General features: G+C 69.5%; 12 protein-coding genes. 2 read left to right on the forward strand and 10 right to left on the reverse strand.

Annotated elements, in window-relative coordinates; all coding sequences use genetic code 11:
* Window positions 1–134 precede the first annotated feature (134 nt).
* Genes mnhG through ABIE04_RS07775 form a run of 6 tightly spaced genes read right to left on the reverse strand, consistent with a single transcriptional unit; the run spans window position 135 to window position 6,093 of the window.
* Window positions 135–488, reverse strand: coding sequence for a monovalent cation/H(+) antiporter subunit G (gene mnhG, locus ABIE04_RS07750; RefSeq protein WP_354548316.1), 354 nt, complete (start codon window positions 486–488; stop codon window positions 135–137).
* Window positions 485–766, reverse strand: coding sequence for a K+/H+ antiporter subunit F (locus ABIE04_RS07755; RefSeq protein WP_354548318.1), 282 nt, complete (start codon window positions 764–766; stop codon window positions 485–487). The genes mnhG and ABIE04_RS07755 overlap by 4 nt, the downstream gene beginning before the upstream one ends.
* Window positions 763–1,251: a Na+/H+ antiporter subunit E gene (locus tag ABIE04_RS07760; RefSeq protein WP_354548321.1), complete on the reverse strand. Its 489-nt coding sequence runs from the start codon at window positions 1,249–1,251 to the stop codon at window positions 763–765. Before ABIE04_RS07760 ends, ABIE04_RS07755 begins: the two co-directional genes overlap by 4 nt.
* Window positions 1,248–2,846 carry a monovalent cation/H+ antiporter subunit D gene (locus ABIE04_RS07765; RefSeq protein ID WP_354548323.1) on the reverse strand — a complete coding sequence of 533 codons (1,599 nt, stop codon included), beginning with the start codon at window positions 2,844–2,846 and terminating at the stop codon, window positions 1,248–1,250. The genes ABIE04_RS07760 and ABIE04_RS07765 overlap by 4 nt, the downstream gene beginning before the upstream one ends.
* Window positions 2,843–3,184 (reverse strand): Na+/H+ antiporter subunit C, encoded by a 342-nt coding sequence (locus ABIE04_RS07770; RefSeq protein WP_056388487.1) that lies wholly within the window; start codon window positions 3,182–3,184, stop codon window positions 2,843–2,845. Before ABIE04_RS07770 ends, ABIE04_RS07765 begins: the two co-directional genes overlap by 4 nt.
* The gene (locus ABIE04_RS07775) at window positions 3,184–6,093 is read right to left on the reverse strand and encodes a monovalent cation/H+ antiporter subunit A (protein WP_354548327.1); all 2,910 of its coding nucleotides are present in this window, start codon (window positions 6,091–6,093) and stop codon (window positions 3,184–3,186) included. The genes ABIE04_RS07770 and ABIE04_RS07775 overlap by 1 nt, the downstream gene beginning before the upstream one ends.
* A 314-nt stretch (window positions 6,094–6,407) precedes the next feature.
* Here ABIE04_RS07775 and ABIE04_RS07780 point away from each other — a divergent pair, with 314 nt between their 5' ends.
* Entirely contained in the window at window positions 6,408–7,073 is a 666-nt protein-coding gene (locus tag ABIE04_RS07780; RefSeq protein WP_354548329.1) for a response regulator, read from the forward strand.
* Entirely contained in the window at window positions 7,070–8,482 is a 1,413-nt protein-coding gene (locus ABIE04_RS07785; protein WP_354548331.1) for a sensor histidine kinase, read from the forward strand. The genes ABIE04_RS07780 and ABIE04_RS07785 overlap by 4 nt, the downstream gene beginning before the upstream one ends.
* A gap of 10 nt (window positions 8,483–8,492) precedes the next feature.
* On the opposite strand, the gene ABIE04_RS07790 is transcribed toward ABIE04_RS07785, so the two are convergent.
* From ABIE04_RS07790 to ABIE04_RS07805, 4 genes are all read right to left on the reverse strand, one after another.
* A complete protein-coding gene (locus ABIE04_RS07790) occupies window positions 8,493–9,527 on the reverse strand; it encodes a YncE family protein (RefSeq protein ID WP_354548334.1) in 1,035 nt (344 codons plus the stop codon).
* Window positions 9,528–9,588: 61 nt separating this feature from the next.
* Window positions 9,589–12,648 carry an efflux RND transporter permease subunit gene (locus ABIE04_RS07795; protein ID WP_354548336.1) on the reverse strand — a complete coding sequence of 1,020 codons (3,060 nt, stop codon included), beginning with the start codon at window positions 12,646–12,648 and terminating at the stop codon, window positions 9,589–9,591.
* A complete protein-coding gene (locus tag ABIE04_RS07800) occupies window positions 12,645–13,697 on the reverse strand; it encodes an efflux RND transporter periplasmic adaptor subunit (protein WP_354548338.1) in 1,053 nt (350 codons plus the stop codon). The genes ABIE04_RS07795 and ABIE04_RS07800 overlap by 4 nt, the downstream gene beginning before the upstream one ends.
* Window positions 13,694–15,058 (reverse strand): TolC family protein, encoded by a 1,365-nt coding sequence (locus ABIE04_RS07805; protein WP_436410358.1) that lies wholly within the window; start codon window positions 15,056–15,058, stop codon window positions 13,694–13,696. Before ABIE04_RS07805 ends, ABIE04_RS07800 begins: the two co-directional genes overlap by 4 nt.
* Window position 15,059 lies beyond the last annotated feature (1 nt).

Below are 15,059 nucleotides of genomic sequence, written 5' to 3' on the forward strand. Positions count from 1 at the left end.
GACAGATGGCCTGCCGCACATTGCCGGTATGGCAAGGATGCCACTGGTGGACGATTCGATGCGTAGCAAGCTGTTCGTCACGGCGTTGGCTGGTGATGCCGACGCGCTGCCCCCGGACATTGGGGATGCCGCGCTCACTCGTGCGGCGATGCCTGCGGCACGTCGGCCGAGCCTTCCTCGCGGTCGCGGTACAGCGCGGCGCGCACCAGCAGCATCAGGGTGATCGGGGTGGTCAGGGTGAGGAACACGCCGATCAAAATCTCGTAGAAGATCGGCCGGCCGTGCAGCACCGAGAAGCAGGTGATCGAGGCGGCCAGCATGAAGAACGTGCCCAGCGTGGTGCCCAGCGTGGGCGCGTGCACGCGCTTGTAGAAATTCTTCAGGCGCAGCAGGCCGAGCGAGCCGACGAAGGCGAGCAGCGCGCCCAGCAGCACGAGGACCGCCACCAGGATCGCCGCCCACGGCGGCAGGGCGTCGAGATGGCTCATTCGATCACCTGCCCGCGCATCAGGAATTTCGACAGCGCCACCGTGCCGGCGAAGCCGAGCAGCGCGATGATCAGGCCCGCCTCGACGTAGAGCATGCTGCCGCTGCGGATGCCGATGGTCAGCAGCAGGATCATCGCGTTGACGTACAGCGCGTCCAGCGCCAGCACGCGGTCCTGCGCGCGCGGCCCGCGCACCATGCGGATGATCGAGAAGCTCATCGCCAGCAGCAGCAGGATCTGCGCGAGGATGATGGCGGCGCCGAGCAGGCTGTGGCTCATTGGAAGATCTCCAGCAGGGGGCGCTCGTAGCGCTGCTTGATCGAGTCGATCCAGCTTGCCTCGTCGACCAGGTCCAGCACGTGGATCAGCAGGATGTTCACGCTGGAATCGTAGCTGACCCAGATCGTGCCCGGCGTGGAGGTGATGATGCACGCCAGCACGGCGAGGCCATAGTGGTCGGTGAGGGTCAGCGGGATCGCCACGAAGCCGGACTGCATGCGGCTGTCGCGGCGCAGGATGATCCGGGCCACGGCGATGTTCGAGCGCACGATGTCGTAGACGACGCGCACGAACAGCAGGCCGAGCAGCGGATAGTTGCGCACGCGCGCCTTCGGCGGGCGCAGCAGGCCCAACACCTTCGCCAGCGCGATGCCCAGCAGCGCACCGAGCAGGATCGTGCCGGGCGCGACGCTCTGGTTCAGCAGCAGCCAGATCAGCAGCAGCAGCGCGGACAGGATCGGATACGGCAACCAGCGCCGGGTCATGGCGGCGCCTCCGCGGCCGGCAACACCTGGTGGATGTACGCGGCCGACGTATGGATCTGCCGCGCGGTGTCGCGCAGGTAGCGCAACGGCGCCTCGGCCAGCACGGTCAGCAGCAGGCACAGGCCGAGCAGGGCCAGGATGGATGCGGTCTCGCTGAGGCGCACCTTCGGGAACAGCCGCTCGGGTTCGACCCAGAAGATCTGGATGCCGGCGCGGCACATCGCGATCACCGTGCAGAAGCCGGCCACGATGACCAGGGTGAACAATACGATCGCGCCCACGCGCGGGCCGGCCTCGAGCATCGGCGCCAGCATGGCGAACTTGGCCAGGAAACCGGACAGCGGCGGCAACCCCGCCAGCAGCAGCGCGCAGGCGAAGAAGCTGCCGCCCAGCAGCACGATCGGCGCGGAGATCACCACCCGGCTCTCGTCCTCCTTCGCGTACAGCCCTTCGCCCGCCGACACTTCGCCCAGCTGCTCGTACGGTTCCAGGCTCAAGCTGTCGTCGGTGTCGTCGTCACCGTCGGAGGCGAGCAGGCCGGCGACCAGGAAGAACGCGGCGATGGCCAGGGTGGAGATCACCAGATAGGCCAGCGCGCCGGCCGTGACCGCCGGCAGCTGCAGGCCGATCGCGCCGAGCAGGGTGCCGGAGGAGATCAGCACGTTGTAGCCGGCCAGCTTGCCGAGGTCGCGCGCGCCCAGCATGCCGACGGTGCCGGCGACCACGGTGGCCACGCCGCCCCACAGCATCCAGCCGCTGCCGAAGTGGCTCGACGCCGGCCCGGCGCCGTCGCCGAACAGCAGCAGGCTCAGTCGCAGCAATACATAGATGCCGACCTTGGTCATCAGCGCGAACATCGCGGCCACCGCCGGCGACGCGGCCGCATACGTGCGCGGCAGCCAGAAGCCCAGCGGCCACATCGCGGTCTTGATCAGGAACGCCACGCCGAGGATCGCCGCACCGGCATGCAGCAGTGCGCGGGTGCGCTCGGGCACGTGCGGGATCAGCTCGGCCAGCGCCGCCATGTTCAGCGTGCCGGTGACGCCGAAGATCAGGCTGACCCCGAGCAGGAACAGCATCGAGGCGGTCAGGTTGACCGCGATGTAGTGCAGCCCCGCGCTGACCCGGCGCGCGCCCGAGCCGTGCAAGGCGAGGCCGTAGGACGCCGCCAGCAGCACCTCGAAGAACACGAACAGGTTGAACAGGTCGCCGGTGAGGAACGCGCCGTTCAGGCCCATCAGCAGGAACTGCAGCAGCGGCTGGAAGTGGCCGCCGCGATGCTGCCAACGGCCCAGCGCGTACGGCAACAGCGTCAGCGCGAGCACGCTGGCGAGCAGCACCATCAGCGCCGACAGCCGGTCGGCCACCAGCACGATGCCGAAGCGCGCCGGCCAGTCGCCGATGCGGTAGACCGCCGCCAGCGCTCCGTCGTCGGCCACGGCCAGCATCAGCGCCGCGGCCAGCAGCACCAGCACGACGCACGAGGCAACGCTCAACGCCAGCACCGTGCGCCGGCGCCTCTCGCCCACCAGCAGCTGCAGCGCGGCGACCAGCAGCGGCAGCACGATCGGCGCGATGATCAGGTGGTCGCTCACGGCGTGCCGTCCTCGCCGTCGACGTGGTCGTTGCCGGTGAGCCCGCGCGAGGTCAGCAGCACCACCAGGAACAGCGCGGTGGTGGCGAAGCCGATCACGATCGCGGTGAGCACCAGGGCCTGCGGCAGCGGATCGGCGTACTGCGCGATGTCGCCGGCCGCGTCGCGCAGCACCGGGTCGGCGCCGGTGCGCAGGCCGCCGATCGAGAAGATGAAGAGATTCACCGCGTAGGAGATCAGGGTCAGCCCGATGATCACCTGGAACGTGCGCGGGCGCAGCAGCAGCCACACGCCGGAGGCGGCGAGAATGCCGATTGCGGCGGCCAGGACCAGTTCCATCAGCCCTGCCCTCCCGTCTCGGTCGCGGGCGCCTGGCGCGGGCGGCGCAGCGACTGGTGTGCCAGCGCGATCAGCAGCAGCGTGGTGGCGCCCACCACCACGCTGAACACGCCCAGGTCGAACAGTACCGCCGAGGCCAGCGGCAGCTTGCCCAGCACGGGCAGCTCCGCGTAGCGGAAATACGAGGTGAGGAACGGACGGCCAAACGCCAGCGAGCCCAGCCCGATGCCCACCGCCAGCAACAGGCCGGCGCCGATCCAGCGCACCGGCAGCACGCGCAGGTGCGCCTCCACCCAGCGTGCACCGCGCGCCATGTACAAGAGGATCAGCGCCACAGCCACGGTGATGCCCGCGACGAAACCGCCGCCCGGCAGGTCGTGTCCGCGCAGGAACAGGTGCAAGCCGAACAGCAGGATCACCGGGAACATCAGCTGGATGATCAGGCCCGGGATCATCAGGTAGTCGGTCAGCGAATGGTCGACCGTGCCACCGGCTTCGCCCGCATCCGGCATGACCTGCCGGCGCTGCTGCAGCGGCACGTTGATGCTTTCGGCGGCCGGACGGAAACGGCGCAGCAGGCCGAACACGGTCAGCGCCACGATCGCCAGCACGCTGATCTCGCCCAGCGTGTCGAAGCCGCGGAAGTCGACCAGGATCACGTTGACCACGTTGCGGCCGCCGCCCTCGGTGTACGCGCGCTCGAGGAAGAAGCGCGAGATCGAGTCGGCCACCGGATGCATCATCGCCGCATAGGCCAGGCTGGCCACGCCGAGGCCGACCACGATCGCGATCAGCACGTCGCGGCGACGCCGGAAACGATGCATGCGGCTCTCCGGCGCCAGTCCCTCGATGCGCTTGGGCAACCAGCGCATGCCGAGCAGGATCAGGATCGTGGTGACCACCTCGACCAGCAGCTGGGTCGCCGCCAGGTCCGGCGCCGACAGCCACACGAAGCTCACGCACGACACCAGCCCCGCGCCGCCGGTGAGCACCAGCGCGGCGAGGCGATGGAACTTGGCCTGGCTCGCCGCGCCGATCGCGCAGGCCGCGCCGAGTAGCCACAGCAGCGCGAACGCCGGGTCGACGCTGGACCAGCGCGGATGGAAGCCGAACGGCGCGCTGGTCGCGGCCAGCGTGCCGGCGACGAGCGCCAGCAACACGATCCACAGCAGCTGCGATTGCAGCCGGCGGCTCGGATAGCGGCGCTCGATCCACTGCGGGATATCCGCAGCGAGCACGGCCAGCACACGCTCGAAGATGCGCTTGCCGCTGAGCCGCCCGGTCAGCGGCGCCACCTCGCACCCGGCAAAATAGCCGCGCAGGCGCACGTACAGCAGGCAGCCCGCCACGAACGCGAAGATGCTCATCAGCAACGGCGTGGTCACGCCATGCCATACCGCCAGGCTGTAGTCCGGCAGGTGGCCGGCGCCCAGCACCGAGCTTGCCGCCGCGCGCAGCGACGGGCCGATCACCCGCGCCGGCAGCATGCCCACCAGCAGGCAGGCCAGCGCCAGGAAGCCGATCGGGAAACGCATCCACAGCGGCGGCTCGTGCGGTTCGCGCGGCAAGCTGGCGGGCACGCGGCCGAAGAACACGCCACGCACGAAGCGGATCGAGTAGGTCACGCCGAACGCGCTGGCGGCCACCGCGATCACCACCGAGACCACGTCGAGCAACGGGCCCTGGCGGGCGGCCAGCGTCTCGGCGAAGAACATCTCCTTCGACAGGAAACCGTTCAGCAGCGGCACGCCGGCCATCGCCGCACCGGCGATCAGCGCCAGCGTGGCGGTGACCGGCATGAGGCGGCGCAGCCCGCCGAGCTTGCGCAGGTCGCGCGTGCCGGCCTCGTGGTCGACCGCGCCGGCGGCCATGAACAGCGAGGCCTTGAAGGTGGCGTGGTTGACGATGTGGAAGATCGCGGCGACCACGCCGAGCGCGCTGCCCAGGCCGACCAGCATGGTGATCAGGCCCAGATGGCTGATCGTCGAGTAGGCCAGCACGCCTTTCAGGTCCTGCTCGAACATCGCCGAGTACGCGCCCAGGATCAGCGTCACCAGGCCCACCCCGCCGACGATCCAGAACCATTGATCGGTGCCGCCCAGCACCGGCCAGAAACGCACCAGCAGGAACACGCCAGCCTTCACCATCGTGGCCGAATGCAGGTAGGCCGATACCGGCGTCGGCGCCGACATCGCCTGCGGCAGCCAGAAATGGAACGGGAACTGCGCGCTCTTGGTGAACGCGCCAAGCAGGATCAGCAGCAGCGTCGGCGTATACAGCGCATGCGCGCGCACCGTATCGCCCGCGGCGAGGATCACGTCGAGGTCGTAGCTGCCCACGACATGCCCCAGCAGCAGCACGCCGGCGAACAGGCACAGGCCGCCGCCGGAGGTGACGATCAACGCCATCCGCGCGCCGTCGCGCGCCGAAGTTCCGCGGTACCAGTAGCCGATCAGCAGGAACGAGAACAGGCTGGTCATCTCCCAGAAGAACACCAGCTGGATCACGTTGCCCGACATCACGATGCCCAGCATCGAACCCATGAACGCCAGCAGCAGCGCGAAGAAGCGCGCCAGCGGATCGTCCGGCGACATGTAGTAGCGGGCGTACAGGCCCACCAGCGTACCGATGCCGCAGATCAGCAGCATGAACAGCCAGCTGAAGCCGTCCACCCGGAACACCAGATCCAGCCCCAGCCCCGGCACCCACGGGATCACCTGGCGCAGCACGTCGCCGGCGGCAATCGCCGGGTACAGCCAGAGGGAAAGCAGCAGACCGAGCAGCGCCGTGGCGGTCATCAGCCACGCCGCCAGGTTGTGGCTGCGGCCACGGCCACGCAGCAGGAATACCACGACGCTGGCCACGAACGGAAGGCAGATGATGGCGCTTGGCAGGGCGTTGTCAGGCATCAGTCACTGCGCTCAGTCGAAAGGTTGTCGGTGTCTCCGGCAACCGGGGCAGACACCCCGGCACTTCATGAGCGTTTGCACGCCTCGGCGGATGAAACGCCTGTGCGTACCCTGGCGCGGGCAATCATTGCGATCGCCCGAATGACCTCACACCGCTTCGTTCGATTCTATAGGCCGGCCCGACCGATCGGCAAATGCGCCAGTGTCCGCAACCTCTCTTCCCGGCGAGCTTAAGCACTTCGTAAGCGGATGACCGGATAATCTCTCCACGAGTCGCATCGCCGTGTAGTCCCCGCGATCGAAGGAGCCTGTCCGTGCACATCATCCTGGTCGAGGACGATCCCCAGCTCGGCGCGGCGATCCAGCGCGCGCTGGAACGCCTCGCCTATACCGTCAGCTGGCTGCGCGATGGGCGCGAGGCGCTGATCGCGCTGCGCGACCAGACCGCCGACCTGGTCCTGCTCGATCTCGGCCTGCCCGGCAAGGACGGGCTCGACGTGCTGGTCGAGGCGCGCCGCCTGCACGTCAAGACCCCGGTACTGGTGATGACCGCGCGCGATGCGCTGGACGACCGCGTGCGCGGCCTCGACGCCGGTGCCGACGACTACCTGGTCAAACCCTTCCACCTGGAGGAGCTGGGCGCGCGCATCCGCTCGCTGACCCGGCGCGCGCAGGGCCTGGCCGCCAACCGCATCGACGCGGGTGCGTTGAGCCTCGACCTGGGCACGTCCGAGGTGAGCTTCCGCGGCGAGCGGGTCGAGCTGACCAAGCGCGAGTTCGCCCTGCTGCAGATCCTGATGGAACGCGCCGGCCGGCTGGTGCGCCGCGAGAACCTGGAGAACTCGCTGTACGGCCTCGACAACATGGTCGGCAGCAGCGCGCTGGAAGTGCTGGTGCACACGCTGCGCCGCAAGCTGAGCTTCGACACCATCCAGACCGTGCGCGGCTTCGGCTACATGATTCCGCGGGAGCCCCAATGAGGTTGGCGATCCCGCTGAGGCCGGCCAGCCTGCATGGCAGGTTGCGCCTGCTGATCATCGTCGTGCTGCTGGCAGTGCTGCTGCCGCTGGGCGTGCTCAGCTTCCGTCGCACCATCACCGAGGTGGACGAGCTGTCCGACGGGCGGCTGGCGCAGTCGGCGCATACCCTGCAGGTGCTGATCAAGCATGCCGACATGCAGGCCCTGCAGGGACGCGACGACACGGACACGCTGGTGCCGATCGAAGCCAGCCACACCAGCCCGCCGAAGCGGCACCGGAACACCTACGAGTCCGAAGTCGGCTTCCAGGTATTCGACCGTGTCGGCCGCACGCTGCTGGCTACCGCGAATCTCGCCGCCCTGCCGCCACCGGTGGCCGGCGATGCGGATTTCCGGGACGTGCAGCAGGGGCGCTACCGCTGGCGCGTCTTCACCCTGCGCGACATGGCCGACGGCGTGGTGATCCGCACCGGCGAGCGTTACGACAGTCGCCACGACATCATGCACGCGGTATGGCTGGAGCACAGCCTGCCGCTGCTGATCGGCCTGCCCTTGCTGGCACTGCTGGTGGGCTGGGCGGTACGGCGCGGCTTGCGCCCGCTCGAAGCGCTGACCCGCGCCCTCTCGGCGCGCAAGCCGGGCAGCCATGAACCGGTGCAGCTGCCCGATGCGCCGCTGGAATTGCAGCCGGTGCTGGCCGCGCTGAACGGCCAGCTGGCGCGACTGGAGGATGCGCTGGAACGCGAGCGCCGCTTCAGCGCCGACGTGGCGCACGAACTGCGCACGCCGCTGGCCAGCGCCATGATCAACCTCGAAAGCGCGATGACCACCACCGATCCGGCCGAGCTGAAGACCGGCCTGGGCAACGCCCAGCACGGCATCGCCGGGCTGGCGCGCCGGATCGAACAACTGCTGGCGCTGGCCCGGCTGGAAGCAGGCGCGGCGTCGAGCCAGCGCTGCCGCGTCGACCTGGTGGCCGTGGCGATGGGCGTGATCGAGGAGCTGTCGCCGGTGATTGCCGACAGCGGCGTGGAGCTGAGCTTTGCGCGCCTGACACCGCAGGTGTCCGTGCAGGGTTACGAGGCCGCACTCGCGGCCCTGCTGCGCAACCTGCTCGAAAACGCACTGCGTCACGTACCAGCCGGCGGCCAGGTGCAATTGTCGATCGAGCAGGGCGAGCGCGTGGCGCTGATCGACGTCATCGATGATGGCCCGGGCATTCCGGCCGAACGCCGCGCCAGCGTGTTCGCCCGCTTCCACCGCGAAGCCGGCAGCCGCGGCGACGGCTACGGATTGGGCCTGTCGATCGTGCAGCGCGCGGCGCAGCTGCACGATGCCACGATCGAACTGCTCGACTCGCCGTACGGCAGCGGCCTGCGCGTTCGCGTGGCGATTTCGCTGCAGTCCTGAGAAGCGTGCTCTAAGGCCGCCCGACGGTGAGCACGGCGAAGCTGTCCGGCTCGATCGTGCGGCGGCCATTGGCCTGCCGGGTGGCGCCCAGCCGCGCCGCGGAGAGATACAGCCGGTGCAGCTTCGGGTCGAGCGCGAGCGTGCGCGCGCTGGCCTGGGTGGGAATGGTCGCGGTCACGCGGTAGTGGTCGGGGTCGTCCTCGTGCACGGCGGTGACTGTGCCGCTCTCGCCATTGGCGCTGTAGATCATCGCCTCGGCCGGGTCGAACACCACGCCATCCGGGCCGTCGCCGATCGGCACGTCGGCCACGTGGTGGCCGTCGACGGCATCGAGCACGGCCATCGTGCGGTTGTCGCATACCGAGAACAGGCGATGGTGCGCGTTGTCGAGGGCCAGCCCAGTCGGCGATGCGCACGGCGCCAGCGACCACACCTGCAGCACCTTGTCGTGGATCGAATCGAGCTGGACCAACTCGGCCTTGTCCTCGATGTTCACGTAGACGTGGCCGGCGCCATCGGCCACCGCGAACTCCGGCTTGCCGGGCAGCGCGATGCTGCCGATCACCGCCTGCTTCGCCGGGTCGATCACGCTGGCGCTGGCACTGCGGCCGTTGAAGGTCAGCACGTGGTGCGAAGCGCTGTCGTACAGGATCGCGTCGGGATTCTGGCCGGTGCCGGTGATCGTCGCCACGGTCTTCAGCGAAGCCAGGTCGAACACGGTCACCGAGGCGCTCCTGCCGTCGCTGACGAAACCGCGGTGCAGATCATTGGCGAAGGCGATGCCGTGCACACCCGCCGTGTTGGCGATCGTGCCAATCTGCTTGCCGGCATCGACGTCGATCACCAGCACGCGGTCGCCGCGGCTGACGAACAGGTGACGGCTGGGCGCATCGAAAGCCAGATAGTCCCAACCGCCCGGGCCGCCCAGCGCCAGCCGCGACAGCAGCCGGGCGGGCGGTGGTGAAGACGCCGCCGCGCATGCCAGCGGGACCGTGGCCAGCGCCAGCAGCGCAGCGGGCAGCAGCTTGCGAATCAGTCGTGGCATGGTCGGCACCTTGGATGAAGAGGGACGGCGGCCAGCATGTGCGCGATCGCTTATGCGGGCCTTAGCCGGCCGCCTTTTGCCCATCGCGGCGGCGCAGCAGCGCGTACAGCACCGGCATCAGCAGCAGCACCAGCGGCACCTGCACCAGCAGGCCGGAGATGATCGCCACCGCCAGCGGCTGCTGCATCTGCGAGCCCTCGCCGAGCGCCAGCGCCAGCGGCAGCAGGGTGAGCATCGCGGCCAACGTGGACATCAGGATCGGCCGCGTGCGATGCCGGCCCGCCTCGTGCAACGCCTCGTGCAGCGGCATGCCGGCGGCGGCCTGTTCGAGTTCGGAGAAGTAGAAGATCGCCACTTCGGTGACGATGCCGACGATCATCGTCATGCCCATCATCGCCGAGATGTTGAGCTCGATGCCGGTCAGCCACAGCCCGGCGAACACCGCCGGAATCGCCAGCAACGGCATCGCCAGGATCACCAGCGCCACCCGGAAACTCTCGTACAGGAAGAGCAGCAGGGCGAACACCAGCGCGATCGCCGCCAGCAGCACGATGCTGAGTCCGCGGAACGCCTGCTGCTGTTGCTGGTACAGGCCGCCGAGCTGGTAATACATGCCCTTGGGCAGCAATCCCGGCCGGGCCAGCACGCGCTTGACGTCGGCGATGGTGGCACCGAGGCTGCGCCCGCTGATGCGCCCGGTCACGGCGACCATCCGTTTCAGGTTGTCGCGGGTGATCTGCGGCTGGCCCTGCACCTGTTGCAGCGTGGCCACCCGCGACAGCGGCAGCAGATGGCCGTCGCCGGCGCGGATCGGCAGCGCGGCGACCTGCTCCAGCCGCTGATGTGCCGAAGTCGGCAGGCGCACGCGCACACCCACCACCTTGCCGTCGGTGGGAAGTTGCGCCGCCACGGTGCCGTTGATCGCCGCGGCGACCTGGTCGGTGACGCTGGCCGGATCGAGCCCTTCCAGCGCGGCCCTGGCCGGATCGACCCGCACGGTCAGCGCATCGCCGGCCGGATTGATGCCATTGCGCACACCGACCACGCCGCCGATCCTGCCGACCGCCGCGGCGACCTTGCCGGCGGTGGCGGAAAGCTGCGCCGGGTCGTCGCCGTACAGCTGGATCTCGATCGGCTGCGGCACCGCCACCAGGTCGCCGATCAGGTCCTCCATCAGCTGCGACAGCTCGATGTCCAGACCCGGCACGTGCTGCTCGACCTCGCCGCGTACCTGCTCCATCACCGCCTCGGTATCGGGGCGCGAGCCGCTTTTCAGACGCACGAAGAAGTCGCCCTGGTTCGCCTCGGTGAGGCCGCCGCCGAGCTGCAGTCCGGTGCGCCGCGAATAGGTGTCCACGTAGGGATTCGCGCGGATGATGGCCTCGACCTGACGCAACAGGCGATCGGTTTCCTGCAGCGAGGTGCCAGGCGGCGACAGGTAGTCGAGGATGAAACCACCTTCGTCCATCTGCGGCATGAAGCCGGTGCCGACGCGAGTAAAGGCCAGGCCACCGACGAGCAGCAGCGGCAGCACCAGCAGCAGCACCCGCAACGGCCGCCGCAACCAGCGCTGCAGAATGTTCTGGTAGCCCTGCATCATGCGCCGGGTGAAACGGCCCGGCGGGCGTTCGGTCCGATGACCCTCGTCGAGGAAGCGCTCGGCGAGCAGCGGCACTGCGATCCAGGTCAGCAGGTACGAAATGACCAGCGCGCTGGCCATGGTCAGCGACAGCGCCTTGAAGAACGCGCCGGTAACGCCGGACAGAAATGCCAGCGGCAGGAAAATCACCACGGTGGCGGCGCTGGAACCGGTCAGCGGGCGGGTGAACTCCCACGCCGCGGCGGCGATCCGCTCGTGCAATTCGCCTTCGCCTTCGTCCGGGTGCAGCCGGCGCATGATGTGTTCGAGCATCACGATCACATCGTCGATGATCAAGCCGACCGCCGCGGCCATGCCGCCCAGCGTCATCATGTTGAAACTCATGCCGAGCACCGACAGCAGCAGCACGGTGATCGCCAGCACCGCCGGCACCACGATCAGCGCGACCAAGATCACCCGCGTATTGCGCAGGAACACGAACAGCACCAGCCCGGCCAGCACGATGCCGATCAGGATCGCATCGCGCACACTGGCCGCCGCGCCGGTCACCAGCTGGGTCTGGTCGTACCAGTTGGCGATGCGCACGCCGGCCGGCATCTGCGGCGCATAGTCGGCCAGCCGCTGCTTCACTTCCTGTGCGATCTGCACGCTGTTGCCGTCGGGCTGCTGGTAGACCTGCAACAGCACGGCGTCCTGGCCGTCGGCGTTGACGCGGATCCACTGCGGCACGTGGTCGAGGCTGACCGCGGCCACGTCGCCCAGCCGTACCGCGCCGCCGGGCCCGGCGCGCAGCACGATGCCGCGCAGCGCGGCGAGCGTCTTCGGCTGGTTGTCGGCCAGCAGCAGGTACAACTTGTAGTGATCGGCGACGCGGCCCATCGCCTGGATCGTCGCCGCATGGCTGACCGCTGTGGCCACGTCGGCCAGGCTCAGTTGCTGCGCGCGCAGCTTGCCCGGATCGACATCGGCGTGGAACTCGGCCACCTCGCCGCCCTGCACCTCGACCCGGGCCACGCCGCCGATGCCGCTCAGCAGCGGACGTAGCTGGTACTCGGCCAGGTCATGCAGCGCACTCGGCGACTGCATGTGCGAGCGCAGGCTGTAGGCCAGTACCGGGAATGTGCTGGGATCCATCCGCCGGGTGCTGAGCTGGGTGCCGGCCGGCAGCTGCGGCAGGATCTGCCCGGCCGCCGCATTCACTTCCTGCAGCGCCGCGGCCATGTCCGCGCCCCAGTCGAAGGTCACCGCCACCTCGGCGCTGCCGCGGCTGGTGGTGGAGCGCACGTCGCGCACGCCGCGCACGCGGCGGATCGCCTCCTCCACCGGCGTGGTCACCTCGATCGCCATCTGGTCGGCCGGGCGGTCACCCGCATCCAGCGACACCTGCACGCGGGGGAAGGCCACGTTCGGGAATAGCGCCACCGGCATCAGCAGCGCGCTGGCGATGCCGCCGATCGCCAGCATCAGGGCGAGGAACAGCAGCGAACGCCGATGCCGCTGCATCCATGCGGTGATGCTCACCGGGCGGACTCCCGCACCGCATCGCCGTCCGCCAGTTCGTAGGCGCCGAGCACGATCACCTTCGCCTGCGCATCGAGCGGACCCTGCACGCCGACGGGATCGCCCTCCGGGCTGCGCAGTGTCACCGCGACGCGTTTGGCATGACCTTGCACCACCTGGAACAGGTAGTCGCCGCGTTCATCGTGCAGCACCGCCGCACGCGGCACCGCCCACGCGCTGAAATCGGCCGTGCGGATCTGCGCGTCCAGCGCCGCGCCGGCCACCAGCGCGGCGCCGGCTTCGGCCGGCAGTTCGACCTGGGCGCCGAGCAGATGGGTCTGCGGGTCGATCGACTGGCCGATCATGCGCAGGCCGCCGACGAAGCTCGCCTTGTCGCCATACACGCTGCGCAACTGCACCGGCATGCCGGCATGCAGCTTTGCACCGTCTTCCGGCTGCACGCCGAGTTGCGCAACCAGCGCATGGGCCGGGGTGAAACTCAGCAGCGGTACGTTCGCGGCGAAGCGCTCGCCCAGCCCCACGCTGAGGGCATTGACCACGCCATCGGCCGGTGCGCCGACGGTTTCCTGCGCGCTGCCGCCACCGAGCGCGCGCTGTGCCGCCAGCGCGGCCTGCGCGTCGGCCAAGGCCTTGCGCGCGGTCGCCAGTTGCGACTGCGTGGCCAGCCGTTGCACCGCCAACTGTTCGGTGCGCTGGAGTTCGCCGCTGGCCAGGCTAAGCGCACTCTGCGCCTGCTGGTATGCGCTGCGCGCGGCAGGATCGGGGGCGATCGTCAGCAACGGCTGTCCGCGCCGCACGCTCTGCCCGGCCGCCACATGCAGCGTCACGACCTGGCCGCCGTGCGCGAGGCTGATCGCGCGCGCACGCTGCGGATCGCCTGCCGCGCTGCCCCACGCCTCGACGCTGTCGTGGAAGATCTGCTGCACCGGCGTGGCGGTGGTCACCGCCACCTGGCCCTTGGCCGGCGCCGCTTCTTCGTCATCGGCGGCGCCGTGGCTGCACGCGGCCAGCAGCAGGCACAACAGCGGCAGGAGCAACGATCGGTTCATGGCGTGGACGCCTGTGCGGAAACAGGATGGGTGGCGATGTCGAAATCGGTGTTGCCGAGCAACGCTTCCAGCGCGATCGACTGCGTGGCCTGCTGCTGTTGCACGGCGAGCAGGTCGAGATCGGCGGCGAGCGACCGGCTGCGGATCGCCAGCCAGGTCGGCCAGTCCAGCAGGCCGTGCCGCCACGACTGCTCGGCGGCACGGCGGGCATCGGCCAGTTGTTCTGCGTGGACGGTCAGGGCGCGGTGCTGCCGATCCAGCGTGGCGAGATCGGCGGCGAGCCGCTGCATGTCGCTGCGCGTGGTCAGCACGCGTGACGCGTAGTCGTCCTTCAACTGCTGTCGGGTCGCCCGCTCGATCGCGATGTTGCCGCGGTTGCGATCGAACAGCGGCAGCGTGATGCCGAGGCTGAAACCATGGGTGTAGATGGCGCTGGTGTCGCGCGCGCTGTTGACGCCGAGGGTCAACGCGGGAAACTGCGCCAGCACCGCGCCGCGCAGCTTGGCTTCCTGCGCTTGATAGCCGGCCTGCAGCGCCAGCAGATCGGGGCGCCGGTGCAGCAGGTCGGCCAGCGCCTGCTGCAACTGCGCCGGCGTGGGCGTGACCCGGTACGGCGCGCCAACCAGCTCCAGCGGTGCCGTCGACGCAAGCCCGAGCAGCACATGCAGGTCGCTGTCGGCCTGGTGCAGGGCGACCGTGTTGTCGGCCTGCTGCTTGCGCACGTCCGCGGCGGCATTGAGGCCGACACTGGCGCTGTCGTAGGTGAGGTTGCCGGCGGCCAGCGCCGCATGGATGTGGCCGCCGACCTGGTCCAGCGCCGCCTGTTCGCTGGCCAGCCGCGCCTGCTGCGCGCGCAGGTTCAGCACCTGGTCGAACAGCAATCGCGCCTGCGCCACGGTCTGCCACTCCGCCCACAGCAGGTCGAGGTTCACCTGCCCGGCCTGACTGCGCGCCGCCGCCTGGCGCGACGAGCGCGTCAGCAGGGCGCCGATGTCTTCGCCGAGTCCGAGGTTGAACGCCGTGCTCAGGCCGCCGCCGGAATGGGTCGGAAAATCTTCGCCCAGGCTCAGCTGCGGATCGGGCAGCAGCCCGGCCGCGAAGGCCTGCGCGCGGGCCACGCCCAGTTCGTCGCGCTTGAGCTTCAACGCCGGGCTGTTCGCCACCGCCAGCATCGCCGTCTCGGTCACGTCCAGCCCGTCGGCGGGATCGAAGCGATGCGTCGCCAGCGATGGCAGCGGCATGTCGGCGGCAGGCGCGACGAGTTGCGCCACGCCGGCCGCACCTTCGCCCCGGTCCAGCGGCAACGGCGCGTAGCTGGCGCAAGCCGACACGACCAGTGCGACCACGACAGCGCCCGTCATC

It is taken from the genome of Rhodanobacter soli (assembly GCF_040548735.1).
In the GTDB taxonomy this organism is placed as follows: domain Bacteria; phylum Pseudomonadota; class Gammaproteobacteria; order Xanthomonadales; family Rhodanobacteraceae; genus Rhodanobacter; species Rhodanobacter soli_A.

Bases quoted from the DNA above. Each gene is read 5' to 3' on its own strand.
- mnhG (WP_354548316.1), bottom strand. From the start codon at position 488: ATGAGCCATCTCGACGCCCTGCCGCCGTGGGCGGCGATCCTGGTGGCG.
- ABIE04_RS07755 (WP_354548318.1), bottom strand. From the start codon at position 766: ATGAGCCACAGCCTGCTCGGCGCCGCCATCATCCTCGCGCAGATCCTG.
- ABIE04_RS07805 (WP_436410358.1), bottom strand. From the start codon at position 15,058: ATGACGGGCGCTGTCGTGGTCGCACTGGTCGTGTCGGCTTGCGCCAGC.
- ABIE04_RS07800 (WP_354548338.1), bottom strand. From the start codon at position 13,697: ATGAACCGATCGTTGCTCCTGCCGCTGTTGTGCCTGCTGCTGGCCGCG.
- ABIE04_RS07775 (WP_354548327.1), bottom strand. From the start codon at position 6,093: ATGCCTGACAACGCCCTGCCAAGCGCCATCATCTGCCTTCCGTTCGTG.
- ABIE04_RS07760 (WP_354548321.1), bottom strand. From the start codon at position 1,251: ATGACCCGGCGCTGGTTGCCGTATCCGATCCTGTCCGCGCTGCTGCTG.
- ABIE04_RS07790 (WP_354548334.1), bottom strand. From the start codon at position 9,527: ATGCCACGACTGATTCGCAAGCTGCTGCCCGCTGCGCTGCTGGCGCTG.
- ABIE04_RS07785 (WP_354548331.1), top strand. From the start codon at position 7,070: ATGAGGTTGGCGATCCCGCTGAGGCCGGCCAGCCTGCATGGCAGGTTG.
- ABIE04_RS07770 (WP_056388487.1), bottom strand. From the start codon at position 3,184: ATGGAACTGGTCCTGGCCGCCGCAATCGGCATTCTCGCCGCCTCCGGC.